Origin of the sequence: Shewanella marinintestina (genome assembly GCF_023283845.1) — a bacterium.
In the GTDB taxonomy this organism is placed as follows: Bacteria; Pseudomonadota; Gammaproteobacteria; order Enterobacterales; family Shewanellaceae; genus Shewanella; species Shewanella marinintestina.
Genome location: NZ_JAKILC010000011.1, coordinates 80,803 through 106,571, shown reverse-complemented (window position 1 = coordinate 106,571; position 25,769 = coordinate 80,803). Strand labels below are relative to the sequence as shown.

Below are 25,769 nucleotides of genomic sequence, written 5' to 3'. Positions count from 1 at the left end.
TTACGGCTGCTCCACTGGGGAGCGTAAACTTTGCCCCATTAAATCGTGGTAAATATCTTCGAGCCTTGGCTCTTTGATCTCGAAATCAAAAATTTGGCACTGCGACACTAGATGCTTAACGATGTCGGCTTTTCGTGCCGACTCAAATTGCAGTAAACCATCTTGATAGAAGCTTTGTAGATACGCATTAGTTTTAACTCGCTCATCTAACTCGTTAAAGCTAATCGTCACTTTTAAAGCGCTGGCTTTACTTAGCTCACTGCAACTACCCAGTGCTTGGCGTTTGCCTTTGGCCATGATCAGCGCAATATCTAAATGCGATTCAACCAGTGACAGCTCATGAGTAGAAATCACCACCGCACAGCCTGCCTGCTTTAGCTGGTTTATTTTGCCATAGAGAAATTGTGAGGCGAGAGGGTCAAGGCCAACCGTTGGCTCGTCGAGCAAAAGGATTTTTGGTTCTGACAAAATCGCTTGTGCTACGCCTAAACGCTGCTTCATGCCTTTTGAATAAGTTTTCAACTGACGGTGCTGTGCGTAGCCTAAGCCAAACTCTTCGAGTAATGACTCAATACGGCTTTGGCTAACGCCTTTTAGGGCGCCAAAATAGCTTAATACTTCACGGCCACTAAGCTTGTCGTAAAAGCTCACATCTTCTGGCAGATAACCAATATCAACACGGTTTTGTTGGTGATTAGCGTAAGCACTCTGCCCCATCACCTCAGCATTACCACTTGTGGGTGAAATCAGCCCTAGAATCACTTTAATCAAACTCGACTTACCAGCGCCGTTATGACCTAGCAGAGCCATCGTTTGGCCAGCTTTCACCTCAAAGCTGACGTTATTGAGTGCCGTAAAGTCGTTATATTTCAGGCTAACATCGGTTAGCTTTATTGACGGGGGAACCATCATACTTCCTGTATTATCTTGTTCAAAAGGCAAGTTAACTGCTGTGTATTGACCCATGGTTACAGCTCTCTATCTGGTGCTAACAACGGAAAACTGTCGACAATGCCGGTAGCAGGGCCAAATTCAAACTGACCTTGCACCCAGCGCAGCACGGCTACTACAGGGCTATTCATCAAGAATCGCGCCTCTGGATAGAGCCAAAATAACTTATCGAGATTGTCGTTTGGGCGGTAAGCTTTATCGGCAATACCGTCGTGGTTGGTATCCCAGCCCATATAACCGCTCCAATAATTTCCGCGGCCGTTATGGCTCCACTCTAATAGAGAGTCGCCAACGTATTTGACTTGGATTTTGTTGTTCACAAATTGGTTGCCGTAAACCTTATTCTTCTCCCCCCCCATCGCCATATAGATGCCAATGTCATTAGTGGAGAACAGGTTATGGGTAACTTCATTGTCGCGAGCACCGTAGATAAAAATGCCTTTACCTTCATTACCAAGCTCGGCGGTACCCTGTGGGTTATGCCCCAGCGATATGCGGTTATTGCTGACGATGCAGTGATTACTGATATTAAGTAGCACGCCGAAATCTAGGGTGTTTGAAGCCTGGTTTTGATGCAGATTAACAAACTCTGAGCTCATGATGGCGTAACCACCATCGACGTTATCGACTTGATTGCCGTAAGCTTCATCATGCTTGGTGTACATGTAATGAATGCCGTATTGCGCGGAGTGAAAGCGGTTATCAAACACTAAGCTGTTAGTGCTAGTTTCTAGATAAACTCCGTCTCTCACATAGGAAATTTTGTTGTCATGAATAACGGAAACATCGACCCCTTTGAGGTAGACACCATCGCCTCGGTCGAGCTTATAGAGTTCGCCATTCCCAACTATCACATTATTGGCAACAGTAATATGGCTGGTGTTTTCGGCGTAAACACCAAAGCCGTCACCTTGCAATGTACTCGACTCTACTCGTATTCGCTGCGCCTGCTCTTTAATTAAGATGCCAGCGTTGAGTTCGTATAAATCGGCGCCCCAGTTTTTAATCTTCAAACTGGATAAGTTAACATCGGAGCTGAAAATGCTAATAGCACTGCCAGTGCCCTCAGCATCAATAATGGCACCCGGTTCACCGACAAGCTCAATAGGCTGATAGATTTCAAAATGGCCGAAGTAAGTGCCCGCTTGCAAGGAGATAGTATCGCCAGCGATAACGGTTTTTAATTGCTGGGTCAGTGAGTCGCTATCGTGCACGGAATAATTAGCAGCAAAACTTGCTGGGCATAACAGCAGTCCTATCCCAGCGCCAATACAGAGCTGTTTAGCGGTACGATAAAACAAACGAAAAATAGGGCCAGAGATGACTGTATTCATAGGTAATTTCACCCCCAAAGGTAAGTGTTCACTTACCTTTGGGGTAATTCAATAGGGATAAATCGATTATTCGCCGGCTAATAACTCAATGGTAATCTTGTCATAAGCTAACACTGCACCACCAAACTCTTCAGCGAATCTTGTCGCATCGGCTTTATGCTTAAAACTTGCCACAGCAGGGCCCATAACCGCCTTTTTGCTGGTGCCGTAAACATACCAAGCAGTCTTGGCATCAACAAAAGTGTCATCTGTTGGCTTTTCCCAATTAGTCACACCTGCGTCATGAACAAATAATGCTTCAATTTGGCGTTTGTTCTCACTTTGCAGCGCAAAGTTAAACATATCGCGTGTTGAGCAAAACTTAGGCACAATTGATTGCCCTTTTAGGTGCACTTGGCCTTTTGGACCTGGATACTTAGTGATCATCATGCCGCAAAGGTGGCAGCGGTCATGTTCATGAATCGCCTCAGCCGTATATTGAGTCACATCGGCGCTGCTATCACTACAGGCATTGAGTAAAGGCAAAAGGAATATCAAACAGATTAACTTTTTCATGGCATTTCCATCATTTTTGCTGCTTTCAGGCCAACCCTCCAATAGCCTTGCAGGGGCGACATTGGGGGGTTAGCTTACTCACAGCTGGTCTAATAAATAACTAAAGTATTAAAGCGAATACAGCTCTAGACACTCATAGGGAAAGCGTCCAACGACCACATGCCTCTTTACCTTGCAATTATCTCAACCAACATTATTAGTATTGGGCCCTACAAGATGACTCCAACCCTGTTAGGTATGGAGCTAACTTGTTAGGCTCACTACTCACTTGCATCAAATCAAACTGACGGTCAGTTAAGTCGGGGAAACTTGTAGACCGTCGGCATAATTCGATTAAATGGCATTAAGCTGGCCGGCGTAAATAACAAACATACGCAGACACATCATGCCTACAACTGCACACGCACCAGACATGTAGAACGCTTTAGCTGAGTGGCTAAAGGCTTTACCTGTGGCGAAGTTAAGCAGTAGTGGACCCACAAAACCGATACCCACAACACCAATCCAGAACACGTTAGCCCAAACACCGGTATGGAAACCAGCGAATGCCGCTTGTGCACCTTCATTACCTGTAGCCAAAGACATGATAATCATGAATAGGAACAGAGCTTCAGCAGCCATTACTGGCCACTCAATAGCATGTAATGTGTGCATGTCTTTGCTGTGTAAGTCTTCTTTGAATACTGATACTGCAATCATTTTGGCAGCAGCAGCACCCGCAGAAAGGCCTGACGCAACAAATAGCGCTGGCAATACTGAAGTATTGATAATTGGGAAACGGATAAGTGCAGAGATCAAGAAGCCGGTGTAAGCACACACTGACATAGCAAGTACAAGAACTAGCTTTTCAGATGGCGCGCGAATACCACGTAACTTGTCGATGATTGGTAGTAAGAAGTTCAAAGGCTTGTATGCTTTGATCTCTTCTTCCATCGCGAACAATGTCACTAATGCAACTAAAGGAATGTAAGCTGAAAGTGCAATTACACCCACTGACATCACTGAGTTTAGGTTGTAGAACACTAAAATACGCCAGAAGAACAGCGGATTAGTTAAGTCTAAAACCAGACAGATCATACCTAGCGCAATCGTCACTAACGACACTAAAGACGCTGCCTTTAAAAAAGGGGTGTTTTCAGTTTGTTTTTTGTAGAAACGAATGAACAAAGCAACAGCTAGTGCACCACCAGAAATACCAGCGAAGAACAGGTAAACCGCAATTGGCCAAGGCCAAGCGATGCCTTGTGAAAGGCCCATTGTAAATTCAATATTACCGTCCATGATTACACTCCCAACTTCACAATAGGTATGTAACGTAAGCTAGGCTCTGTACCAAAACCTGGCTTAATGCGTACCGAGTCCTTCACAGCTAATAACTTACTCACATATGAAGTCGGATCGTTTGCATCACCAAAGATTAGCGCGTCATAACGACACTGCTGCACACAAGCTGGTAACTCGCCAATGGCAAGCTTGCTGTGTAAACAGAAGTCACAGTTATCGGCAACATCAGTTTCTTTGTTGATGAAACGTGCATCGTACGGGCAAGCACCAATACAGTACTTACAACCAGCACATTTCGCCGCATCCATAGTCACAATGCCAGTCTTCTCGTCGCGGTGAGCCGCGCCAGTAGGACAAACAGTCACACAAGGTGCATTTTTACATTGCTGACATGAAACACGTACGAACTTACGCTCACAACCACATCCAGTTGTTTTGCCGCAGTGTGGACAAGCTTGTCCTTCAACTGCGCCTGATTGCTGTTCCATTAGTAGTCGAGACTTGCCTTCTGGTAAGTGGTTAGCTTTATTACAAGCTTCCTTACACTCACCACAACCAACACATTTGTTTTGGTCAAAAACCATTACATAATGCGGCGTGTAGGCACCTTCCTTTTCTTTGACCGAGCTACACCCTAGGGGTGCTAATATCAAAGAGCTGGCTCCAAGACCTTTAAGGAACCTCCGTCTCTCTAGATTTTCACTCACAGCATCCTCCGATTATCGGTTTAAAACCGACACGTAATTTTTTTATTTAATATTTTTGCTAGTACGTTTTATTAGGTTATTGACTCACTAGGATTTAACTTGCGTTAATTTACCCTTTGACTTTTCAATGGCGAATTGAATTGCACCTTGATTAAACACTTGCACTTTATTGGTTAAAACAATATTCCAGTTATCTATCGCCTTTTGATAATCACCATTTAGGTAAGCATCATTAGCCATTAATAAACGGGTATTTAATTCTTCGTGATGTAGAGTTAGCGCCCTCGCAATCACTAAAGAAGTCTCCATGCTAATAACCCGGTCATCGCGGTAATACATAGATGTTGCTTTAAGCCCTAGAGCCTCGGCGTTATTGGTGTCTATCGTCAGTAGTTGGTCTAAGGTTCCTAGCGCATCTTGGTATAAGCCACCGTCAATATACGACTGGGCTAGCCCTAACAGCACTAGTGGATCACCGGGGTTTTCTATCGCGAGCTTCTGGCCTTTGTTAATATCGGCAACCAGCAAATAATCAATGTTGTAATCAACCTGAGCTGAATCCAAATTCTGATAACTGCCGATTGTTGAATAAAATAAAACCGAAACACTAATAAGAAAGAAGCCAATGGTTCCAAAGTAATAATTATTGTTTTGCTTAGCATCATTGGTGTCGATGCTAATATTAGAGCCAAAGAAATGCCCAACTTCTAATTCAAGTTCAGCCAGCTTTCTGTCATACCGTAAGTGGTGACAAAAAAGGAATGCTGTCGAACAGAATAAAAGAATTGAGATACTAATAAGTACTGTGTTCATCTTGGCTCTATATCAATAATTAATATCAAATTTATTTGTGTGGATTGGCGCCCATAGAGCCGCCCATCATGCCACCCATACCCATGCCACTTAGTCCCATGCCGTGAGCGCCTTCACCAGGAGCTTCAACTTTGACTAGTTCAACTTCGAACACCAAAGTTGAGTGCGGTTGGATCATGCCAACAACACGGTCGCCGTAAGCAAGTGCAGGTGGAATTGTTAACTTAAATTTTGACCCTTGAGGCATAAGAGCAAGGGCTTCTTGCCAGCCTTCAATTACGGTAACTAAAGAGAAACGGTTAGGTTCGTCGCGGTCATAAGTGCTGTCGAACTCAGTACCATCAATCAAGGTGCCTTTGTAGTGCACAGTAACTACGTCATTGCCTTGTGGCATTGCGCCGTCACCCATGGTGATCACTTCATACTGCAGACCTGATTCAGTTTGCTTAACGTCGCTGTTCTTAGCGTTTTCAGCCATGAATGCAACACCAGCCGCTAAGTTCTTAGCCGTTAGAGCATCTAACTTAGCTTGCTTAGCAGCATTAAGCGTTTCAGCACGTTGATTTAGGTAAGTCACAATTTCCTCTTTAGACATTTTTGTCTCATCTTTCAAAGCATCGAGTAAACCGTTTACCACTTGACCCATATCCACTTCTGCACCTAACTGAGATTGGCCATATACCTGACTAGAGATATGGTGACCAAATGAAGCGCCTATGCTGTACGATTCCTTTTCAACGTCAGTGGTCAAGTCGCTAGAAGCAAAGCAAGACACAGAGACTGAAAGGGTTAGACAAGACACAACGGCCAATACACTTTTTTTAAGCTTTTTCATACAATTAATCTCACTAAAAATAAATTTACATAATCCGTTATGGCTTTTCTGTTACTCGATTCGCTAAACGCCAGCCGTAGATCCCATCAGGCATTTGCAGAACGTTGGTATATCCCAACTTCATCACGTGTCGAGCAGCAATTTCACTGGCATTACAAAGACGGTTTGCACAGTAGAAAACCATGAGTGCATCTTTGTTTTTTGGCAGCAAGTCTTTCCAATTTTTTACGTTGAAATAAACAGCGCCTGGAATGAATCCTTCTGCCCATAATTCCAAGGTGTTGACATCAAAGAAGTAGACTCCCTCTTTGCCCACTAAGGTTTGCGCTTCCATCATGGTCACCGTTTGTAGCGGCTCATCATAATATTTAGCCGGGCCCATCTCTTGACCACCACCGGCATAACTGCCCGCTGATAGCATTGATAACAAGATGGTGAAAACGACACTTCCCAGTACTCTATTCATAATTTCTCTCTTAGTTACCTCAACCTAAGCATGCCTAGGTTGAGGTCGGTATTAACTCAATTACATTTATTTAGCGCTGTAACCAACACCGTCAAGAATGTTTTGAGCTTGGGTAACATAAGTTAGTGCTGCGTCTAGACGCTTCTGGCTGTAACGGAAACCATGAACACCCCATGAACCATCTTCTTTGATTAGTTCAATCGTTTCTTGTGCCTTCTCAGCTAGCATTAGGACTTCAGTCTTGTCTGCAGTAGACAACTTAGTCACTTCTAGTAGCATGTCGATACGCTCAAGAGCTTGTTCAACTTGACCGAATACCTCTTTAACAGGCTTCTGCATCTTCATTACTTCGCCGTAGATTTCCATCTGGTCGTCGTAATGTAGGCCAGTTTCTAGCTCAGACTGGAATGGGCTGTGACAACCCTTGTTATCCACTACGTCTTTGTCAGAAATCGCTGTACGAGCACAAGTCCACATTAAGTCTAAGTAGTTGTGACCGTCTTCGTTCTTAGCAACAGTCCAACCTTTCACGCTTGAATCACGTGGTTGACCTTCAGGTGGGTTAAGTGTCTTACGCTCTGGGTCGATATCAATCTTCCACATGTGAGTACGACGAACCGCGTCAAAACCTGCGTTGTCTGGGAACTGGATTGCAGCGAAGTTCTCACAGCTACCCATGTTTGGCATGTGACAGCTTTGACAAGTTTGGTTGCTGTGTGTGTCAGTGTTGTCAGCAATCGTTGCTTGTGCTTCGTGACAGTCAACACAGTCTTTCTTCAGCTTTGGCGTAGAGAAACCAGATAGGAAATCGCCATCTGTTACTTCATGCGGATCGTGACAAGTTGTACAACGCATGCCTTTCTCGTAGTGAGCAGAAGCAAACATCTGTGAACCTTCAGTACCACAAGATGGACAAGCAGACTTCATGTATACGCCGAATGCGTATTCCATTTTCTCTTGAGCTTGTTCAGTATCAGCTAGTGCGTCAACGAAGAAGAAACGCTGGTGACAACGTTCACAGTTAGACTGCATGCCGCCAGTACCGCCATCTAAGTGACCGCCCGCGCCATGACATTCTTCACAAGCAATACCTTTAGAGATAGTGTGCTCTTGTAGCTTCTTAGCGTCGCCAAGTGCATCAAAGAACTCTTGCTGGTTTTGGAAGTCGAACTTGTACGTGTGGCACATTTCACAGTAAGAGCTACCAGGTTGGAATAGCATCTCTTTTTCGTACTTAGCACCGTATGAAGTCATACCCCACTTGTGCGAACCTGTATCACCAAATTCTTCAAGTGTTACAGGGAACTCTGGAATTGCTTTATTAATTTTCTTAGCCATTTCTGGCGTTAACCATTCAGCCCAACCACGTGAGAACTGGTTACCACCGGCTACCATTTTACCGGTACCTTCAGATAGTAGACCGTCACGAACGTGGTAAGTACCGCGTACTAACCATGAATCTAAGAAACCATACTTAGTACGTGGCGTACCGATGATTGCGTAAACGTCATTAGCACGAACACCGTCTGGAAGCATTGACGCTTCGCTGCCGTATAGAGGTGCGTTTAAGTCGCCGTTTGGTACTTCTTTATCTGTAATTTCACTTGGGAAACGAACTACGTTAGCGTGACGCGAACGTTGCCATTTCTCATATTGAGTCGCGTGACATTCAGCACACTTCTCTGGACCTACGAAGTTGTTTGGAAAATCTAATGTAGATTTAGCACCTAGACGGTACTGAACTGCACTTGGACGACCAACACGCTTACTGTATGCCTGGCTTCCGCCGGTATCTAAATATTCTTCACCACGGTCACTAATATGGTAATCACCAATTAAGTTACCTTCTTCTTGGTATTTGAACATTGGATGGTTTTGAAATAAGAAATCAAATAACTCATCTTCTTGAACAATATAATCGTGCAGTGATTTAACACCGTTCACTTTTTCAGTACCTGCATAGTTTGCAATTGCATTCTTAGCAGAAGCACCCATTTCTGGGATGCTATTGTACTTATCACCAGCAGCACTAGCGTTACCTATTGCGCCGAAACAAAACAGTACGCTTGCGACTGCTTTAAGTTTCCAACTTTTCATCATCACTCCTAGTTATAACCTAGTTATAGTATTTTCATCATCATTCAACTAAGGCACTCTCTTGTTTAGCCGAACAACTGAACAATTGAGTTGCAGCTATTTTCCATATCTTTTTTGCAAAAAATATGAATCACAGCAAGAAATGAGACCTTGAAAAACACAGATAGTAAAAAATCGATGAAAATAAAATAAAAACAATAACATACAACAATTATCAAGATGTGTTTTTCACTTGTAATGCTGTTTTTTGACATCTAAAAGAATCTAAAAACAATGCATTTAGACGTGAAAAAATATCAGTAAGATGATGGGTTACGATAAAGGCTAGAGAGGTCACAAAACACTTCACTAATATAACCTACCCTTGAGTTCAATGACGTAAAACAGCCATAGCTAAAGCATCAACATTAGTCGTTGGTTAATAATTAGTAGTCTATAAAACTTAAATAAGTAGCTAAGTTCAAAATCAAAAAATAGTAAAAAGCTAAATTATAAAGAATAGTTTTTATACAGAATATTTGAACTTATAAACGTTAATAAATAGAGAAGTTAATAAGATGATTCCAGAGTTAGGACTTATTTTCCTTATCATTAGCACAGTCACAGCTGTGTTACTTGCGTTTATTCCGCTCTATGCGTCATATACTAAAAACCATTATTTATTTAGTTATGTAAAAACATTAACAGCATTAATGACGGTCACGATTAGCGCTTCTATATTATGTCTACTTATTTCGTTTTTACTCGATGACTTTTCAGTCGCTTATGTGGCCAACCACTCTAATACCCAGTTAGCGACCTTATATAAAGTCGCTGCGGTATGGGGCAGCCACGAAGGCTCAATGCTATTTTGGGTAGTATCGATTGCGATTTGGGGCTGCTTAATCGCATTCTCGTCGCGCTACCAAGACCCGCTATTCATCGGCCGCATGATTGCCATACTGGCATTTGTGATTGCTGGTTTTAACTTGTTTATGCTGTTTACCTCTAACCCCTTTGCGCGCCTGTTACCAAACTTCCCCGTTGAGGGCCGTGACCTTAACCCCATCTTGCAAGACATAGGGTTAATCTTCCACCCACCGATGCTGTTCTTAGGCTATGTTGGCTTGACTGTTACTTTTGCTGCAGCGATTGCAGCTTTGCTTGGCGGTAAGTTCACTCAGCAACATGCGAGCTACCTGCGTCCTTGGGTACTGATGGCTTGGGTATTTTTAACTGGCGGTAATGCGTTTGGTTCATGGTGGGCGTATAACGAGCTTGGCTGGGGCGGTTGGTGGTTCTGGGATCCTGTAGAAAATGCCTCGTTTATTCCTTGGCTAGTAGCTACCGCTCTGCTGCATAGTGTCGTGCTAACCCAACAACGTAGCAGCTTTAAGATCGCCACCTTATTACTGTGTTTATTAGCTTTCTCATTAAGTTTATTGGGCACTTTTTTAGTCCGCTCAGGCATCGTGCAGTCAGTGCATGCTTTCGCCTCTGACCCAACGCGTGGCATGTCGATTCTATCTTTACTCGGCGTGTTCGTATGCGGTGCGTTAACGCTGTTTGCGCTTAAAGCACACTTAATAAAATCTAAGTCAGACTTTGCGCTTCTTTCTCGCGATACAGTAATGCTGCTTGGTAATATCGTGTTAGTTGTGGCTGCAATCTCTGTATTGCTAGGCACCTTCTACCCGTTACTGTTTGAGCTATTAGATCTAGGTACCTTGTCGGTCGGTGCACCGTACTTTAATAGCATTTTTGTACCATTAACGTTTGTTGCGGTATTGCTTATGGGGGCTGCACCATTGATTAAGTGGCAGCAACAGTCGCTAAATCGCCTATACCCACTTGCTGGACTATTCGCATTCTCAGCTATCATTGGCGTATTAGTAGCAATGCAAACCCGTGACGGCTTTAACCCTTGGGTTTGGCTAGGTGCTACGGCTGCCAGCTGGGTATTCGTATCCTTGGGTTATTTAGTTTTTAGTTTACGCTCACAGGGCGTCGGCTTTATTGCTAAGAAAGCAGCAATGCTAATTGCGCACTTTGGTGTAGCCATTACCATTATTGGCGCAACGGCCGTGTCTAATTTTGAAACTCAAGAGCTATTAAGAATGGGGCCGGGCCAAGGTAAAGTTGTGGCTGGATACACCTTTGTTTATGAAGAAACCGTTGATGTTGAGTCTAACAGCTACACAGCACTTCAAGCTAATATTCGCGTTACCGATATTAACGATAACTTTATTGGCTACATTACACCTCAGCGCCAAACCTTTAAAACCAATGCCATGGAAGTCTCTAAGGCTGGCATTATGCGCAACTTAGTGCGAGACCTTTATGTTTCTAGCGGTCAGCAACTGAGTGAAACAGAGTACTTGGTGCGCATTAGCCATAAGCCACTTGCTTGCTGGATCTGGATTGGTGGCCTCATGATGATGTTAGGCGGTTTTATTGCCGCAGTAACAGGCCTTTATCAATTACGCCTACGCCGCACTGAAAATACTCACTCGCAGTCACTGCACTACCCTGCTAATACACGCAAAGCTGGAGAGCCAGCATGAGTAAAGCTTACACCTCAACACTAATACAGCTGTTAGTTGGCTTGGTTATTTTGCTGTGCATCAGTATTTCGGTGCAAGCGTCAGCACAAACGGCTAGCGACAAGATCCATTACACGCCAGATCAAATCCGCGATTTAGGCTTCGAAATCGCCCATGAGCTGCGCTGCCCTATGTCGGTAAACCAAAACCTATTTGATTCAGGAGCCCCCATTGCTAGCGAACTCAAAGGGCAGATTTTTTTGATGCTAGAACAAGGCGAATCTAAAGCTGAGATCATCGACTTTTTAGTACAGCGCTATGGCGAAAAAATTCGTTACCAACCGAGCTTTTCCGGCGCGACTGCGCTGCTGTGGTTTGGTCCTATTCTGCTGCTATTTGGCATTATTGCGTTTGCAGTAATCTGGATCCGTGAACAACGTAAACATCAAGATATGAAGGCTACCACCTATGAATAAAACACACTTACTGAGCGGCTTATTGGTGCTCTCATCTCTACTTATGCCAGTCCAAGCTCAAGTTGCATCGACTAAGGTTTATCACACAGGTAAAGCCATTGAAAAGCCGCTGATTATGTCACGATTTATTGAGATGCAGTCAGCTCGCTCAGTACCTGAAGTGATGTTCACCGATACTAAAGGGGAACAAATTAGCCTAAAGCAATACAAGGGCAAGCTGGTACTCGTAAACCTTTGGGCAACTTGGTGCGCGCCATGTATCAAAGAGATCCCACAGATGGAGAACATCCGCCAAGTAAATAAAAATAATGACTTGGTTGTTGTGCCAATCTCAATTGATGAAGAGAGTGATAAGGTGCAGGCCTTCTTAGATCGTCATGATCTAGGGCATTACCAAACTTGGTTAGACCCAAAGAAAACCATCGACCAAATTATGCCAGCTGATGTAGTGCCAGCCACTTATGTATTTGACGGTTCAGGCAACCTTGTAGGCTTCTTACGTGGTTACCTCGATTGGGGTGACAAAGAAGTGCAGCCGTACCTTGAAAAGCTAACGGCAAAGTACGCCAAGCGCTAAACCTAAGCCCTAGGTTCTAGGTTCTAAGATAATTTTAATCTTGCTTTCCTCGCTAAACACCCATTTCGGTGGGTTAAAACTTTCACCTTCTCCATGGTGATATTTGGCTTATTGGTAACGCTATTGATTACGCTGTTTATTGCTAATCGATAACAAAATTAATAACTATGCCAAACGCCTTGTCCTTCCCTGACCGACAAGGCTTTTTTTTGCCTAACGCTTACTAACCTATCGCCGCGGCAGGCTTGTCTTCAACTGGCTCTATACGCTCGATTTTAAAGTCATATTTTGCGTAAGCTGCACTAATTAGCGGACACACTAAATTAAAGAAAGCATAAGGTAGGTAAGCGATTGTAGCGACACCTAAGGTACTGGCCATATAGGCACCACAAGTATTCCAAGGAATAAGTGGACTGGTAATGGTGGCAGAGTCTTCCAACGCTCGGCTTAAATTAACTGGTGCAAGGCCGCGTTTTGCATACTCAACTTTGAGCATGCGCCCAGGTAGTACAATGGCGATAAACTGATCAGCGGTAATCAAATTAGCGCCAATACCGCTTGCCAGTGTAGTTAAAATTAAACTGCCGCTGGATTTCACTAGGCCTAAAATGCTTTGCAGTATACGCTTTAGCAGACCAGTGACCTCCATGATGCCACCAAAAGTCATGGCACACAGAATCAACCATACCGTATTCATCATACTGCTCATACCGCCACGGCTCAGTAGATTATCTAATACCTCATCACCAGTCGTTGCCGTGTAACCATTAAACATGGCGACCCAAATGCCTTTAACCAGTGCAACGATTGGCATTAAGCTGTCGTCATTAGCAAACTTAACCACGTTATCAAACTGGAACAATGCAGCACATACCGCGCCAGCTATCGTTCCTATAATCACAGTCGGAAAGGCTGGCATTTTTTTATAAGCTAAAACCAGCACAACTAGCAGTGGCAGTAACAGGTGAACACCTGGATTGAACTGGGTATCGATTAAAGACAGTGTGGTTTCAAAATTATTATTATCGACGGTAACTTGGCTATTAAATCCCAAAATTAAAAAGCCTATCATGGCGATGATAATGCTCGGAGCGGTTGTCCAAACCATGTGCCTTATATGGCTAAAAATGTCCGTTCCTGCCACTGCAGGTGCTAAGTTAGTTGTGTCTGACATAGGTGACATCTTGTCGCCAAAATAAGCGCCACTTATAATCGCACCTGCGGTAATTTCAACATTTAATCCCATAGCTGATGCCACACCGACCAGCGCGATACCTAAAGTCCCCGCCACAGTCCATGAACTACCAATACTGATGGCAACGACCGCACACAATAAACAACAAGCGGCATAAAAATACTCAGGATTAAGCACTAGCATGCCGTAATAGATCATCGTCGGCACTGTTCCGGATAACACCCAAGTGCCAATTAACGAACCAACGGTAAATAGAATCAATAGTGCGCCAGTGGCAAAGCCAATACTACGTACAATCCCCTGCTCCATCTCGGCCCAGCTGTAACCATTTTTCCATCCAATGATTAATGCAATGCAGCCCGCCATGATCAGCGCAATCTGGTTAGCACCATAGGAGCTGTCAGAAGAAAACAGATAAACAGCCGTAGTTAGCATTAGTACTAACGCAATAATAGGAGTAAGTGCATCGAGTAAAGACGCCGGAGTGTGCTTGTCATCTTCTAATGGTTCAAATGCTATCGGCTCTGACTGTTCGGAGTGGTTATTTTCGCTCATGCTAGGTCCTTTTATTTTTTCTTATTACCTATTCTTTCGTCGGTAATCAAAAGCTAGGAACAGGCTTTACCGCGCTAGGCTGGAGCGACATCCTTACATAAAATTAACAACAACGTCTAGCCGAGCTCATGCCTAAGCATAAGAAAGCATTCACCCGAACAAACCACAACCGATTAGTCATTCAATAATCACCTAATAAAATGGGTGAATATGCAGTAAATGTAGATTAAACCGATAGCCAAAATCCGATGATAAAATTTCATCGACACGAGGGGGTCGGCACAAAAAAGCAACAAATCAAATCTAATTGCAAGTTGTTCGACAAAGGCATAATTTAGCTAGGATAGTTGGTATGGCTTTAATATTGAATCAACCGCCACACCATAGCGGAGATTAGGGAGATGCAATGAATGACTTTAGCATTAGCCGATTAAACACTAGCCTTGGCATAGTAAAGCTTAAAGGTACTAGCAGCCTTAATGAACAAACTAACCAACACCGTATAACAGTGTCCCAGCTTGAGATCATGGGTAGTGATGGTTGGGTGGAGCTTGATATTTATCACCCTAATAGCCAAAAAATGATTAAACAGTTAGAGGCAGAAGTTACCGCCCACTTATCTATATAAAGTAAACATAATTCAATAGTCTGCCCAGATATTACTTGCTTAACACCGCAGAGTATTAGGTTATTTGTTATCACCATTTTAGCGTGAAGCTTTTATTTAGCGGTCGGTTTCTTTAGTATGTCGACTCTTAAACCTATTTAGCTGTAAAGGCCTATTAACCATGAAACTATCCGCTTTGGATCAACCACTATACGATCATTTATATCGCGACATTCGAGAGTTCCGCGCAACTTTTGATTTGCCGATTGAAGATATCCGCACTTTGGATGATAAAGCCGATACGCTGCATACTTCGTTAGCCATTGAAGAGCTAACCGAACTTGCAGAAGCTGACAGCCGTGTAGAACAAGCTGACGCTATTGTTGATTCTGTTTATGTTTTAATGGGCCGCCTAGTGCATTTAGGTGCTACTCAAGTTAATGACCATCTTGAGATTAGCTACGTTATCGATTTATTGTTACATGTAGCCAAAAACCGTGAAATCGACTTTGTTACCTGTTGGGATGAAGTACATTCAAGCAACATGAGCAAGGTATGCCGCAACGAGCAGGAGCTTAAGGAAACTATCGAATTCTACGCTAAACAAGGCGTTGAAATTGTCGGTAGTACTAAGGGCGAGTTCATTATTGCGAAATGTGCTAAAGATGTTGAAATGGCGGGTAAGGTTGTTCGTCAAGGTAAGGTATTAAAGTCTGTTTATTACCGCCCAGCTGATTTAGAAAAGTTGGTAAAAGCTTAAGCCTATATCCGCTGAGATTAAACCAATACAACAAGTCACCTCTGCTGTATTGGTTTAACTTAATTATTACTAGGCAGCTTCTTTCACGCTAATTAACTGTGATATAGCCTCTGGCTTATCAACATGTAAGTACAGCTGCTCAATATCCTCTGGCAACATACTCATGGCACCATAATAGCGCTGCAATGATTTAAGCTTTATCTGCACATTACTCTCGCCTCGCCCTAAATGCAGTTGCTCATTATTACTTTCAGTTTTGTGGATATTGTTAATCTGCTCTTTGGAGTGCTTATTAGTCACAGCCTTATTTCGCCCATAATTCCCAACATTGACCTCTTCAATATCGCTCAATGGCAACATGGTAAAGCCCCAGACTCCGGCGTTAACCACTAAGTATTGTTGATGTATATATACACTGTAATAGCGCGCTAATCGGTAGTTAGCCCGCGCCATCACTAAGCAGTAACCAATAAAGCTTGAGACTAAAATAGCGGCAATCATGCTCCACGATGCCAACAGCCAATAACTAAATACGGCCGAAGATATAATCACTATGTTAGCCAACAAGTAATGCCAAGGTGATGCCGATAAAAGCTGTAACTTGCATAATGATTGCGGGTGCTGTCGAGTTAAGTGGTTGAGCGCATAAAACCAGTTCACCACCTCCATTGCCAACGTCATTGCCACACCATGGGCTTGCAACGCTTTTTCCGATAGGACTTTGCCTTGCACCGCATCATGAATATGCAGTCGTGGATCGCCAGGTAACTTACGCCCCTGCCATAGGGACTTTATCACCCGATATACCAAGGTCACTTGCAACAGTAATAGCACTGCGATAATCGGATAACGCAGCCAGGCAATAAACTCAAAATAACTGGCGAGTTCAGCCGGAAAGCTAAAGCGAGCCATTAAGCTGCTCAAACTAAACACCACTAGCATCTTCCACCAGTGCTGCTGACCCACATAAATGATGCAATATGCGTACATAGCTGGCAGCAGCACAAAGTAACTAGCGGCTATCGCTATGGTTAACCCTAGTGCATTGGCTCCTTGCATTGATTCAGGTAACCATTGAAAACCTATGCAATAAATGACTATGGCACTGAGTAGAAACAATAATCGATATTTAACACTCCGGCGCATTCTCTAATCCTTGAGACTTGTTAAGCTTATGTAACAACAGATATAGTGACCTTACAGGAACAAAACAAGCCCTAAGGCTAAAATTTAGCCCTTAGTGGTGCAATCAACCAACTAACTTTAATTCAAAACATGATTGCTTTTGCAACTAAATATATGGGAATCACTCCCTAGCTAAGGTTAAAATATCTCCATAATTTATGGATAAGTAGAGCCGACTATGACATCTCTTAATTACTGTGCCTCTTTACTAAAAATCATGCTTTGCACCATCTTATTGGCAAGCGTTTTTCCTACCAAAAGCATGGCAAATAAACACATTATCGAAGCGACTGTGCAGCACAATAGTCCGTTCCATATCCCTCGTAGTCATACCGTAAAAATCAAGGATAATGAGCGCACCTATAAGCTGTATATCAAACTTCCTAAAGGCTATAAATCTTCTGCTAATCGCGAGACTGATTACCCAGTAGTGTATCTTACGGATGCGATGTATACCTTTCAGATAATGTCAGGAGTGACGCGTTTCCCAATGAACTCAAAACAGATGGCCCCCACCATTATCGTCGGGATATCTTGGGAATTAGGTATGCAAGGTGACAGCAGCCGTGTGAGAGATTACACACCGACAGTAGACAAACGTTGGCATAAAGTAACCGGTGGTGCCGACAGACATCTCGGTTTTCTACAAAATAAAGTTATCCCTTATATTGAGCAAAACTACCGAACTGATCCCTCTCAACGTACCTATGTAGGCAACTCGTTAGGCGGACTTTTTGGTGCCTATGTTTTATTAAAGCAACCGGCATTATTTACCAATTACCTGCTTGGAAGCCCCTCTTTTTGGTGGCAGCAACAGGTGTTGCTCGAACAGTTTGAAAATAATAAGCAGCAGCTAGCAAAACTAAATGCCAATGTATTTGTAGGTATTGGCGCACTAGAGCACAACGGCAGAGGCGGCAGTTCTGAGTTTGATATGGTTGGGGATGCGCAGCGGTTTTCTTCGTTGCTGAGCAGCTTAACTCAGGCTCAAACAGGCACTTTGAACAGTAAGATTTTGCTGATTAATGAAGCTCATCATGCCACAGCATTTGCCACTACAGCAATTCATGGCATGGACTGGCTATTCAACACGCAAAGAGGCAAGAGCCAGCCAAAAACGATTAGTCTGAATAGTCATAGTAAACAAAACAGCAAGCGTACCGAACAAGCACGCTCTACGATGGAAAAGTTTTAAATCTGGATTATTTAATCTTAAATGGCACTCAGCTGACGGCTTAAACTGCCTGCTCAATTTTTAATATACAGGGAGTTTTAATCACGACCTTGTTACTCCTATGCACGAATTCGTGTTCATACCAATGTATGTATAAACGCAATTGAACATTGTCACCAAAGTGGTTGCTGTTATAAAAATCGCGATAACATCGGCTATGCTGCAAATAACCACTGTGGTAGAGCTTTAACATCCGCTTACCTATGTGTATTTCACGAAAATCTACGCCGTGCGCCGAGTTATGAGGAAAGTGATACTCGCCATAGCGGTAGTGACCGTCTAGCACTTCAATATTCTGCCCCCTGCTCAATATGGAGCTTAATTGCAATGCATCGACCCGACTCGTTAAACACAAACCACTTAGCACCACGCAGCAGATAACCGCAACACTACAACGAATAAAACCCTGGGGCTTAAAGCGACAAATTAGTAACCAAATAAGTAAGATGGCAGTGGTCATTAGCAATAAAGCTAACTCATAATCTGCCCATTGTCCGGCTTCAAAAGCCGTATTCCATGATGACATAAATCCCTCCGCAGCGACCAAATCCATTTGTTGCTTATAGAAGCTCTATCGACCAATAATCGACGCGTTTGCTTCAGCCTTTCGGTACTTATACTTAATAAACTAACTAACCAAGATGTCATTTCCATGATCCTTCATATCAATAACGGTTAGCAAAAAAGTTAAGTCGTACTAAGTATAGTCAGGAATATAAAAGCGGGAGTGAGCGCCAGACAATGTGAGGCGAAAGTACTGCAGCAGGCATAAAAAAACGCCTCTCAATGAAGGCGTTTTATATTTATTTTTTGAGCATTATTTCAAATAATTAATTAATGGGCTCAGTATTTTATAACCAAACTTCACTGCTAATTATTTAAAGTTAGCCTAAGAGCAAGTAATCTAAAGTTAGCGCGCTAAATAAAACAAAGCCGGCCCAATTATTATTGAGAAAGGCCTTAAAACAGGCCGCTCTCTCTCTAGAAAAAATGAGTTTTTGTTGGTACAAAGCGAAACCGATAAAGGCCAAAATACCTAAACCATAAATTTCACCTCTGCCCGCCACTAGACCCGCTGCAATTAAGCAGCCTAACGCAGCTAGCTGAAATGCGCCGATGATATGTCTGTCATATCGGCCAAATAGAATCGCAGTAGACTTAATCCCCACCTTTAAATCATCGTCTCTATCAACCATGGCGTACATGGTGTCGTACGCCACCGTCCAACACCAGTTAGCCGCAAATAGCCACCAAGCCTCAACCGGAACAGTACCAGTTTGCGCCGCATAAGCCATAGGGATTGACCAACTCCATACTGTGCCTAAAAACATCTGCGGCATATTGGTATAGCGTTTGGTGAAAGGGTAAATAATAGTAAGAATAATACCAACAACCGACAACTGTACCACTAGCGGGTTCAGCATCAGCACTAGGCCAAATGAAAACAAGGCGACAACTAAAAACAGTAATAAGGCTTCTTTACTGGAGATCTCACCGCTAGCTAGCGGCCGGGCTTTAGTGCGCTCTACGTGGGCGTCAAGATCTCTATCTGCATAGTCGTTAATAATGCAGCCGCAAGCTCGCATCGCAAATACGCCGATAACAAAAATAATAAACACTTTAAGATCAGGCAAGCCACCAGCGGCAAAAGTTAGCGCCATCAAACATGGCCACATTAATAACAAGGTACCAATGGGACGGTCCATACGCGCAAGTCGCATATAAACGTCTAGTTTATCCCTTAAATTCATGATTAGGCTCTCCTACAACGTCTTCGGCCTTTAGTTTTGTAACCGCATTATGACTGAGCTGTAACAGTATTCAACCAGTATTGAGATAAATAAAATTACTGCTTGCTTTATGTGCTAAAAAATAAGGCCGAGCATAGTGCTCAGCCTTAAATTGAAGGGGGTTAATCAGATAATACCCAAGCGGTTATCTATATCTGCTTAGCCAAGTTACACTTTTTCTAAGCGAGCGTAAGCGATCACTAACCACTTACTACCGACATCGAAAAAGTTAACCTGAATACGTGCCTGTGCACCGCTGCCTTCGTAATTAGTCACAGTACCTTCACCAAACTTAGGATGCATCACACGTTGGCCAATCTTAAAGCCTGAATCATTAAAAGCATCATCTTGTTTGCTAAAGCGACTACTCACTGCAGGCGCAGAAACCTGAGTACGCATACGGATCTCTTGCACATACTGCTCTGGGATCTCTTTAACAAAACGCGATGGTCTAGCAAAGCTTTCACGGCCATAGATACGACGCGATTCAGCATAAGTGATATACAGCTTTTGCATCGCTCGAGTCATACCCACATAACAAAGGCGACGCTCTTCATCGAGGCGATCACCTTCATCTATGGCCATTTGGCTTGGGAATAACCCTTCTTCGACACCAGCCATAAATACCATTGGGAACTCAAGGCCCTTTGCCGAGTGCAGTGTCATTAGCTGTACCGCATCGGTAAACTCATCCGCCTGACCTTCGCCGGCTTCTAATGCTGCATGAGACAAGAAAGCATTCAGCTCGCCCATATCCTCAATTTCTTCTGGCATCACAAAGCTACGTGCAGCGGTCACTAACTCTTCTAAGTTCTCTACACGAGCGCGCGCCTTTTCGCTCTTCTCCGCTTCGTACATGGCCTTTAGACCTGACGTTTGGATCACATGATCTGTCATGCGGTGCAGAGATTGCTCATCAGTATCCATACGCATGGCAATAATCAAATCCATAAAGCCACGTACAGCTTTTGCAGCACGACCTGCGAGGACTTTCTCTTCGAGTAAGCGAACACTCGCTTCCCACAAAGTCATTTCTTGCTGACGTGCCGTTGTGCGAATGATGTCTAAGGTACGATCGCCAATACCACGGGTTGGGGTATTCACCACACGCTCAAAAGCCGCATCGTCATTCTTGTTATTGATTAGACGCAAATAACCCATTGCATCTTTAATCTCTTGGCGCTCGAAGAAGCGTAGACCGCCATAGATGCGGTAAGCGATACCTTTATGTAATAGGGCTTCTTCCAGTACACGTGACTGCGCGTTAGAACGATATAAAATAGCACAATCTTCTAACTTGCCACCTTCATCTTGCCAGTCGGTGATACGGCCAACGATAAAGCGTGCTTCATCCATCTCATTAAAGGCACAGTAAAGACCAATTGGCTCACCGTCTTTATCGTCGGTCCACAGCTTTTTACCCATACGGTCTGGGTTATTAGCAATCAGCTCATTTGAGGCATTTAGAATATTGCCGCTAGAGCGGTAGTTCTGCTCTAGTCTAATAGTTTGTGCTGCTGGGAAGTCGGCTAAAAACTTATGCAAATTCTCTACCTGTGCACCACGCCAGCCGTAAATAGACTGGTCATCATCACCAACAATCATCACATTGGCTGTTGAGCCAGCAAGTACTCGGATCCACGCATACTGAATGGCGTTGGTATCTTGGAACTCGTCCACCAAGATATGCTTAAATCTGTCTTGGTAATGATCCAGAATATGCGGTTTGTTAAGCCACAGTTCATGGGCTCGAAGCAAAATCTCAGCAAAATCCACTAGACCAGCGCGGTCGCATGAATCTTGATAGATTTGATAAATCTTCAGTAAATTTTGCTCAATAGGAAACCCGCCAGCATCAATATGTGATGGGCGTAGCCCTAAGTCTTTCTTACCATTGATGTAGCCTTGCGCTTGTCTTGGTGGATATTGTTTCTCATCCAAGTTAAGGCTTTTTAAAATACGCTTGATTAGACGCAGCTGATCATCAGAGTCTAAAATTTGGAAGCTTTCAGGCAGATTAGCATCTTTATAGTGAGTGCGTAGCAAACGATGGGCTAAACCGTGGAAAGTCCCTATCCACATGCGGCTCATATTACCACCAGCCACTTTCTCAACACGCTCGCGCATCTCCTTTGCCGCTTTATTGGTAAAGGTTACCGCCAAAATGGCATATGGGCTTTGCTGTTCAACCTGCATTAACCACGCGATTCTGTGGGTTAACACTCGAGTTTTACCACTACCCGCACCTGCCAGCACTAACATGCTAGATTGCGGTGCACCAACAGCTTCGCGCTGCTTATCATTTAGGCCGTCGAGTAAAGAAGATACGTCCATTATTGCCTCCAAAAAATCAGGCGGGCAGTATAACAGATGCAAAGAAAGAGAGGGTAGAATAAGCCAAAGAGATAACGCTTAGTACGCTACCTCTTATCTGTACAGCAAGCAGAAATTATACTTTCTCAGCCGCTACTACTGAAATCTCAACTAATAGGGCTTCACGAGCCATTTTTGCTGCAACGCAAGCACGAGCAGGCGCAAAACCTGTTGGTACCCATGCATCCCAAACTGCATTCATTTCAGCAAAATACTGCATGTCTTTTATATAGATAGTTGCCGACAAGATATGCTCCCTATCACTGCCAGCTTGCTCTAGTAGAGCATCAACTTTTTCAAGCATGGTCCGTGTTTGCTCAGTAATATCTTGCTCGGCATCTTTCGCCACCTGACCGCATAAATAGATAGTGCCGTTATGCTTAACTATTCTGCTCATACGTGCTGCGGTTTCAATTCTCTCTATGGTCATATTATGCTCTTAAACTTGGTGAATAATCTGGCTGAATAACCTTTTCAGCCAAGAGTCTAACTAGCAAAATATATTTTACCAGTGAAAATATTCTTATGATTCAAATGGATGTTTTGTATACCTTAGCATGATTTACTATTTTCCTATTTAAGTCCTATACTTAACTCAAATAGGTTATCAACGGATTTGATATCTCAATATTTAAAGGACTAAATATGATTCATCTCAACCTCTTCTTCGGTCTTCTATTTACTCACTTTAAGCCAATTACTCATCTTGTGCCTCATGTTCAGCGCATTTACCTTTTAGTTATTATCCTGCAGCACTTTTCGGTAGCTTACGTACAGCCCATTTATCGTCAATTGGCTCAGCAGCGAATATTGCCATCTTTTGCGGTAACAAAAATCTAGTCAGTATTTTAGGAGCCACAAGATGCAAGTTAGCAAAAATTTTTCAATTACTCCTGGGCACCTTTGCCTGATCACTATTTTACTCAGTCTCGTTACTGGGATTTTTTGGTTACTGGGGCACTTTGCCAAACAACCCTCTGTAGAAATGGTGCTGCCGATATTTTTGCTCGTCAATATTGTTATATCTAGCCTTGTTTGGTTTAACTTTCGCAATCAATCATCTCGATTGGCTAATTTGGTCAGCCATATAGCCTCAAGCTTTGTGCAGCCAACAAGCCACAAAACCACTACGGAAAAATCCGCTCATAAGTACGACCCCCTAGCTAAACTCGAGACTAAACTTCAGTTACTCAGCGAGCATTTAACTAAAGAAATCCCAGCATCTTACTCACAAGAACCGCCCATAGAGAATAGCCCTTTGGTATCGAGTATTTTAGACGCCGCAGCTGTGGCGGTTTACGCTGTAGATAGCCGCGGAAAATGTATCTATGCTAATCCGCAATGCGCCTATTTATTGGGCTACGCTACCCCTTCGATGCTGCTCAACTCTAATCTAAAGCAGTTAATTGATAAGAACGCTGCTACCAGCAATATTGATCTCACCGTACACGATATTAAAGAAGATATTTTTTGGCGTGCAGACGGCACTAGTTTCCCTGTTGAATACAAGTCACAGCCACTAAACCTCCCCAATCAAGACAAGGGGGCGGTGATCTCTTTTTACGATAATAGTGAACGTTTAGAAGCCGAAGCGCTTATTCGTCACCAAGCTCATTACGACACCCTGACCGACTTACCGAACCGATTTTTAGCTTTAAAGCGCTTAGAGCAACTGGTTGACTCCAGTGAAAGAAACGGCAACAAGATTGCGGTGATTTTTCTAGATTTAGATGACTTTAAAAAGATTAATGATTCACTTGGGCACGAAGCTGGTGATCAACTACTGATCACCGCATCAGAGCGCTTACTCAAAGCCACCAGAGCTGAAGATACTGTGGGCCGCTTAGGTGGAGATGAATTTATCATCCTGCTTGATGGTCTCTCTAGCGCCAATGATGCTCAACCACTCGCTGAGAATCTGATCGCAGGCTTTAGAAAACCGTTTTATATCGATAATCGCCAACTTATTTTGACCGCCAGCATTGGCATCGCGATTTACCCTAATGATGGTAAAACCCCATCTGAGTTACTGCGTAACGCTGATTCTGCCATGTACCACACCAAAAGTATTGGACGTAACACCTATTCTTACTTTACCCACGCCATGAACAAAGAGGTGTCACGCCGCTTAGCGATTGAAGAGCAAATTCACGGAGCTTTAGAGCGCAATGAGCTAACGGTGCATTATCAAATTCAGTTAGATATTCGCGATGGCAGCATTATGGGGGCAGAAGCACTATTACGTTGGGATAATCCTACTTTAGGCAGTGTCTCACCTGCTGAGTTTATTCCTATTGCTGAGCAAACTGGGGTGATTGAGCCCATGGGAGCGTTTATTTTAAAACGTGCTCTTGAAGCTGCTCAAAGCTGGCAAAAAACTTTCGACGAACACTTTAGAGTGGCGATTAACCTATCACCAAGACAATTTAGAAACCCCAATTTAGTCCAATCAATTAAAGACCAAGTACAAGAACTAGGTATGAAGCCTGCTGATTTAGAACTTGAGATCACCGAAGGCGTGTTACTAAGCGGACACGCTTATACCTTAGATGCACTCATGCAGCTGAGCAAAGCAGGCTTTTGCATCTCTATGGATGATTTTGGTACTGGTTATTCGTCTCTAAGCTACTTACGCACTTACCCTTTCAAAATCCTTAAAATTGACCGCAGCTTTATCAATGATATGAACAAAGACGATAAAAGTAATGAGTTGATTATTGCGACGATTGAAATGGCGCATGCACTTGGGATCCAAGTCATTGCTGAAGGTGTTGAAACTCAAGAGCAGTTGGATGAATTGAGCTTTATGATGTGCGATTACGCCCAAGGCTTTTTAATCAGTAAACCCGCCCCTTTTGAAGAGCTTCTGCTAATTGGCGAAAACTATAAAGAGCTACACCAAAAGCTGGCAGCAAAAGCTGAATCCGATAGTGTGCCAGTGATTTAGCATCGACACATTCACGCTACTATTTCCACGTTAAATACTCTAGAGCTTTTGGATTAAAATTTACGGCTTAACACTATCCCGTCATAATTTAAGCAGTCCTGCACTCTTTGTTTTTGTACAGAGCTAAGTGATTCTAGTGGCACAAATTGATAATCACTATGCTCATCGCTGAGCCTAATAGCAGCTTCATTTTCGAGTTCACACAAAAAAATAAAAGCTTGTGAGTCATAAGTTTGATGATAATAAACCCCAGTTAAATAGCTTACCTTCACTACAACACCTAGTTCTTCTATGCACTCACGCTGCAAAGCTTCATGTATGGTTTCTCCAGGCTCTAATGCGCCACCTGGTAAACCCCAAGCGCAATCACCATAGGTTGCTTTAAGTAGCAACACACATGGCCCTGTAACACCTTGCCTAATAATTACAGCATGGCTGCTTAAGCGAAATTTATCGTCAAATGCCATTGTTCCACCTTGTTGGTACTAATTAGTCTTACGCTGCTA

At 43.3% G+C, this 25,769-nt stretch carries 24 protein-coding genes; 8 read left to right on the top strand and 16 right to left on the bottom strand.

Features of this window, described 5'->3' with window-relative positions:
- The 9 genes from L2747_RS13290 to L2747_RS13250 all read right to left on the bottom strand — a co-directional run bounded on the left by L2747_RS13290 (nucleotide 1) and on the right by L2747_RS13250 (nucleotide 9,042).
- Nucleotides 1-909 carry an ABC transporter ATP-binding protein gene (locus L2747_RS13290; protein ID WP_248999540.1) on the bottom strand — a complete coding sequence of 303 codons (909 nt, stop codon included), beginning with the start codon at nucleotides 907-909 and terminating at the stop codon, nucleotides 1-3.
- A 59-nt stretch (nucleotides 910-968) separates the two neighbouring features.
- Nucleotides 969-2,285, bottom strand: coding sequence for a nitrous oxide reductase family maturation protein NosD (gene nosD, locus L2747_RS13285; RefSeq protein ID WP_248999505.1), 1,317 nt, complete (start codon nucleotides 2,283-2,285; stop codon nucleotides 969-971).
- Nucleotides 2,286-2,351: 66 nt separating this feature from the next.
- A complete protein-coding gene (locus L2747_RS13280; protein WP_248999504.1) occupies nucleotides 2,352-2,840 on the bottom strand; it encodes a nitrous oxide reductase accessory protein NosL in 489 nt (162 codons plus the stop codon).
- A 333-nt stretch (nucleotides 2,841-3,173) separates the two neighbouring features.
- A complete protein-coding gene (locus L2747_RS13275) occupies nucleotides 3,174-4,121 on the bottom strand; it encodes a DmsC/YnfH family molybdoenzyme membrane anchor subunit (protein ID WP_248999503.1) in 948 nt (315 codons plus the stop codon).
- 2 nt (nucleotides 4,122-4,123) lie between these two features.
- Nucleotides 4,124-4,831, bottom strand: coding sequence for a 4Fe-4S dicluster domain-containing protein (locus L2747_RS13270; RefSeq protein ID WP_248999502.1), 708 nt, complete (start codon nucleotides 4,829-4,831; stop codon nucleotides 4,124-4,126).
- Between the two features lie 87 nt (nucleotides 4,832-4,918).
- The gene (locus tag L2747_RS13265; RefSeq protein WP_248999501.1) at nucleotides 4,919-5,644 is read right to left on the bottom strand and encodes a tetratricopeptide repeat protein; all 726 of its coding nucleotides are present in this window, start codon (nucleotides 5,642-5,644) and stop codon (nucleotides 4,919-4,921) included.
- A gap of 31 nt (nucleotides 5,645-5,675) precedes the next feature.
- Complete coding sequence (locus L2747_RS13260) at nucleotides 5,676-6,479, bottom strand: FKBP-type peptidyl-prolyl cis-trans isomerase (protein WP_248999500.1); 804 nt, start codon at nucleotides 6,477-6,479, stop codon at nucleotides 5,676-5,678.
- A gap of 37 nt (nucleotides 6,480-6,516) precedes the next feature.
- A complete protein-coding gene (locus L2747_RS13255; RefSeq protein ID WP_248999499.1) occupies nucleotides 6,517-6,945 on the bottom strand; it encodes a rhodanese-like domain-containing protein in 429 nt (142 codons plus the stop codon).
- Between the two features lie 66 nt (nucleotides 6,946-7,011).
- On the bottom strand, nucleotides 7,012-9,042 hold the full coding sequence (locus L2747_RS13250; protein ID WP_248999498.1) for a multiheme c-type cytochrome: 2,031 nt from the start codon (nucleotides 9,040-9,042) through the stop codon (nucleotides 7,012-7,014).
- Nucleotides 9,043-9,599: 557 nt separating this feature from the next.
- Between L2747_RS13250 and L2747_RS13245 the strand changes: the two genes are divergently transcribed.
- Genes L2747_RS13245 through L2747_RS13235 form a run of 3 tightly spaced genes read left to right on the top strand, consistent with a single transcriptional unit; the run spans nucleotide 9,600 to nucleotide 12,617 of the window.
- The gene (locus tag L2747_RS13245) at nucleotides 9,600-11,585 is read left to right on the top strand and encodes a heme lyase CcmF/NrfE family subunit (RefSeq protein WP_248999497.1); all 1,986 of its coding nucleotides are present in this window, start codon (nucleotides 9,600-9,602) and stop codon (nucleotides 11,583-11,585) included.
- A complete protein-coding gene (locus tag L2747_RS13240; RefSeq protein ID WP_248999496.1) occupies nucleotides 11,582-12,040 on the top strand; it encodes a cytochrome c-type biogenesis protein in 459 nt (152 codons plus the stop codon). The genes L2747_RS13245 and L2747_RS13240 overlap by 4 nt, the downstream gene beginning before the upstream one ends.
- On the top strand, nucleotides 12,033-12,617 hold the full coding sequence (locus tag L2747_RS13235; protein WP_248999495.1) for a TlpA family protein disulfide reductase: 585 nt from the start codon (nucleotides 12,033-12,035) through the stop codon (nucleotides 12,615-12,617). Before L2747_RS13240 ends, L2747_RS13235 begins: the two co-directional genes overlap by 8 nt.
- A gap of 223 nt (nucleotides 12,618-12,840) precedes the next feature.
- Here the strand turns inward: L2747_RS13235 and nhaC are convergent, their stop codons facing one another.
- Entirely contained in the window at nucleotides 12,841-14,367 is a 1,527-nt protein-coding gene (nhaC, locus tag L2747_RS13230) for a Na+/H+ antiporter NhaC (protein WP_248999494.1), read from the bottom strand.
- Nucleotides 14,368-14,773: 406 nt separating this feature from the next.
- Here nhaC and L2747_RS13225 point away from each other — a divergent pair, with 406 nt between their 5' ends.
- Nucleotides 14,774-14,995, top strand: coding sequence for a hypothetical protein (locus L2747_RS13225; protein WP_248999493.1), 222 nt, complete (start codon nucleotides 14,774-14,776; stop codon nucleotides 14,993-14,995).
- Between the two features lie 160 nt (nucleotides 14,996-15,155).
- Nucleotides 15,156-15,734, top strand: a complete 579-nt coding sequence (locus L2747_RS13220) for a nucleoside triphosphate pyrophosphohydrolase family protein (RefSeq protein WP_248999492.1) — start codon at nucleotides 15,156-15,158, stop codon at nucleotides 15,732-15,734.
- 69 nt (nucleotides 15,735-15,803) lie between these two features.
- On the opposite strand, the gene L2747_RS13215 is transcribed toward L2747_RS13220, so the two are convergent.
- Entirely contained in the window at nucleotides 15,804-16,880 is a 1,077-nt protein-coding gene (locus tag L2747_RS13215) for a hypothetical protein (RefSeq protein ID WP_248999491.1), read from the bottom strand.
- A 217-nt stretch (nucleotides 16,881-17,097) separates the two neighbouring features.
- On the opposite strand from L2747_RS13215, the gene L2747_RS13210 reads away from it, so the two are divergent.
- Nucleotides 17,098-18,114: an alpha/beta hydrolase gene (locus L2747_RS13210; protein ID WP_248999490.1), complete on the top strand. Its 1,017-nt coding sequence runs from the start codon at nucleotides 17,098-17,100 to the stop codon at nucleotides 18,112-18,114.
- A 40-nt stretch (nucleotides 18,115-18,154) separates the two neighbouring features.
- Here the strand turns inward: L2747_RS13210 and L2747_RS13205 are convergent, their stop codons facing one another.
- The 4 genes from L2747_RS13205 to L2747_RS13190 form a co-directional block, all read right to left on the bottom strand.
- The gene (locus tag L2747_RS13205) at nucleotides 18,155-18,679 is read right to left on the bottom strand and encodes a hypothetical protein (RefSeq protein ID WP_248999489.1); all 525 of its coding nucleotides are present in this window, start codon (nucleotides 18,677-18,679) and stop codon (nucleotides 18,155-18,157) included.
- 358 nt (nucleotides 18,680-19,037) lie between these two features.
- Nucleotides 19,038-19,904, bottom strand: a complete 867-nt coding sequence (gene ubiA / locus L2747_RS13200) for a 4-hydroxybenzoate octaprenyltransferase (protein ID WP_248999488.1) — start codon at nucleotides 19,902-19,904, stop codon at nucleotides 19,038-19,040.
- A gap of 207 nt (nucleotides 19,905-20,111) precedes the next feature.
- A complete protein-coding gene (uvrD, locus tag L2747_RS13195; protein ID WP_248999487.1) occupies nucleotides 20,112-22,277 on the bottom strand; it encodes a DNA helicase II in 2,166 nt (721 codons plus the stop codon).
- Nucleotides 22,278-22,392: 115 nt separating this feature from the next.
- A complete protein-coding gene (locus L2747_RS13190; protein ID WP_248999486.1) occupies nucleotides 22,393-22,746 on the bottom strand; it encodes a RidA family protein in 354 nt (117 codons plus the stop codon).
- Between the two features lie 215 nt (nucleotides 22,747-22,961).
- On the opposite strand from L2747_RS13190, the gene L2747_RS13185 reads away from it, so the two are divergent.
- Both L2747_RS13185 and L2747_RS13180 read left to right on the top strand, forming a co-directional pair.
- Nucleotides 22,962-23,156, top strand: a complete 195-nt coding sequence (locus L2747_RS13185; protein ID WP_248999485.1) for a hypothetical protein — start codon at nucleotides 22,962-22,964, stop codon at nucleotides 23,154-23,156.
- A gap of 22 nt (nucleotides 23,157-23,178) precedes the next feature.
- Nucleotides 23,179-25,263, top strand: a complete 2,085-nt coding sequence (locus L2747_RS13180; protein ID WP_248999484.1) for a sensor domain-containing protein — start codon at nucleotides 23,179-23,181, stop codon at nucleotides 25,261-25,263.
- Between the two features lie 53 nt (nucleotides 25,264-25,316).
- On the opposite strand, the gene L2747_RS13175 is transcribed toward L2747_RS13180, so the two are convergent.
- Nucleotides 25,317-25,730, bottom strand: a complete 414-nt coding sequence (locus tag L2747_RS13175; RefSeq protein ID WP_248999483.1) for an NUDIX domain-containing protein — start codon at nucleotides 25,728-25,730, stop codon at nucleotides 25,317-25,319.
- Nucleotides 25,731-25,769 lie beyond the last annotated feature (39 nt).